Raw genomic sequence first — 2,261 nt, 5'->3', positions numbered from 1 at the left:
GAAAAAAGGTCGGGCGGCCCCACCCCCCCCACCCCCCACCCAAAAAGCAAAGAGAACCCCCCCCCCCCCCCCCCCCCCCCCCCCCCCTTCCCCCAGGTGCCGCCGTCACTCTGCGGTGGGCCTCGGGACGATCCAGAGCTCGGCCGGGCCGCTGATGATGACGGACTCCAGGCGGGCCGGCGTCGGGCTGGCCGGGTCCAGGACACTGCCGGGGTAGGCGCCGAAGAGGCCGCCCAGGGCCACTTCGGCCTCCAGCCGGGCCAGGGGTGCGCCGAGGCAGAAGTGCGGGCCGTAGCCGAAGGACAGGTGCTCCGTGTCGGGGCGGGTCGGGTCGAAGTCGTCCGGCCGGTCCGGGTGGACCTCCGGGTCCCGGCCGGCCGCGCCGAATCCGAGCAGGATCGGCTCGCCCTGCCGGATGACCACGCCCTCGCCGAGGTCGATGTCCTCCAGCGGGTAGCGGAGCGGGATGTGCATCACCGGGCTCTCGTGGCGCAGGGTCTCCTCGATGACGTCCTCCCACGCGAGGGTGCCCTCGCGGACCTGGGCCAGGTAGTGGGGGTGGGTGAGGAGCGCCTGGACGGCGCTGGTGATGAGGTTGACGGCGGTCTCGTACCCGGCGCCGAGCATCAGGAAGAGCTCGTCGCGGGACTCCTCCTCGGCGCGGCCCGTGTCGCCGCCGGTGCTGACGGCGGCCACGTCGCTGGCGAGGTCGGGCCCGGGGTCGCGCCGTTTGAGCTCCAGCAGTTCGACCAGCACCACGTTGATCTCCGCCCGCGCGAGCGTCATCTGCTCGGTCGTCGCCGTCGTCGTCAGCAGGGTGTCCATCGACCGGCCGATCTGCGGCCGCATGTCGGCGGGTACGCCGAAGAGGTCGCAGATCACCGTCATGGTGAGCGGGAGCGAGAGGGCCCGGCGGATGTCCACGGCCTCGCCGGGGGCGAGGTCACGGAACGCGCCGACCAGGGCGGTGGTCGTCGCCTCGATCCCGGGCCGCAGCGCGGACACCCGGCGGGGCGAGAACGAGGGCGCCATCCGTCGTCGTGCCGAGCGGTGTTCGTCGCCGTAGCGGTTGAAGAAGTTCTGCTGGAACGCGATCGGGCCCATCGGCCACCCCTCGGGCACCGCGGCCAGGCCGGGCCAGTGCTTGCGCGGGTCGCGGGAGACCCGCGGATCGCCGGTCAGAGCGCGGATCACCGAGCTGCGGGTCACGGACCAGGCGATGATGCCGCCGGGGAGTTCGACCCGCACGGCGGGCCCGGCGGCGCGGAGCTCCGCGTTCTGCTGGTGCAGGGCCCGGGCGGTCATGTCCAGCACCGGGCAGCCGTTGTCGTCTGGAGCCATGGCATTGCTCCTCAGGATCTCTCGGGGGTGCCCCGGCAGTCCGTGCCGCGACACGTCCTGCCGTGTCCGGGGCCTGTGCTCCGTTCTAGAGCGGCGCGGAGCGGTCGTCAACGGGCCGGGACGGTGTTACCAGGATCATCCAGTCAGACGGACTGTGCACCGTCTACACCGACGGTCACGCCGAACCGGCCCAGGTCCGGCCTCCCCTCCTCCCCCACCACCAGGCCGGCTCGCTTGCGCAGCTCTCGCAGCTTCTTCCCCAGCTCGGACTTGGACTGTCCGAGCCGTTCCGGATCCAGAGACACTCAGCCGCTTGCTCTCACGTACTCCGAGAAAGGAACCGACTCGGATACGGCCAAGCGCTTCCACTCGACGAATCGGATCGGGTCGCCGTCGAACACCTCGCGACTGATCTGCGTCCCGTCCGGGCGGTAGTTCATCAGGACCACCCTGGACTCGTCGAACATCCAGAAATCCTGATCCGGTAAGCCCGGATTCTCGCGGCCGGTCAGGTCGAGAATCCGGATGTCCTCGCCGGCCGCGACGTTGTGGCCATAGTGCGCGAACTCGAAACGGAGGTAGTCCGTCAGGGGCCGGGTGATCACGTGATCGCGCCGAACAGCTCCGTCGCCACCGAACCTGCTGCGAGGGTCGCACAAGAAGTCGGCCCCACCGACTTCTTGTGCAACACCGCATCCGTCGGCCCGCGTCCCAGGTGTCCTGGGACGCGGGCCGACGTCATGACCGGGCCGGGCCTGTGCGGAGAGCGCAGGCCCAGCCCTCTCCACAGGTAGGCGCGTCCTTGTGCGTAGGAAGTCGGTGAGGCCGACTTCCTACGCACAAGAGACCTGGACAGGACCGGGGGGGGGGGGGGGGGGGGGGGGGGGGGGGGGGGGGGGGGGGAGGGGGGGGGGGGGGGG

Annotated in this window: 3 protein-coding genes; all 3 read right to left on the bottom strand. The window is 71.3% G+C overall.

The window, feature by feature from the left end; translation table 11 throughout:
- Positions 1 to 105: 105 nt before the first annotated feature.
- The 3 genes from AC07AL_RS12190 to AC07AL_RS12180 all read right to left on the bottom strand — a co-directional run bounded on the left by AC07AL_RS12190 (position 106) and on the right by AC07AL_RS12180 (position 2,129).
- Entirely contained in the window at positions 106 to 1,341 is a 1,236-nt protein-coding gene (locus AC07AL_RS12190; RefSeq protein WP_478317382.1) for a cytochrome P450 family protein, read from the bottom strand.
- A gap of 143 nt (positions 1,342 to 1,484) precedes the next feature.
- A complete protein-coding gene (locus AC07AL_RS12185) occupies positions 1,485 to 1,646 on the bottom strand; it encodes a hypothetical protein (RefSeq protein ID WP_400988813.1) in 162 nt (53 codons plus the stop codon).
- Positions 1,647 to 2,129 carry a DUF6879 family protein gene (locus AC07AL_RS12180; protein ID WP_478317381.1) on the bottom strand — a complete coding sequence of 161 codons (483 nt, stop codon included), beginning with the start codon at positions 2,127 to 2,129 and terminating at the stop codon, positions 1,647 to 1,649.
- Positions 2,130 to 2,261 lie beyond the last annotated feature (132 nt).

It is taken from the genome of Kitasatospora sp. NPDC043949 (genome assembly GCF_056435365.1).
Note: the sequence above shows the minus strand (reverse complement) of the source record. Positions and strands in the feature narration are given on the sequence as shown.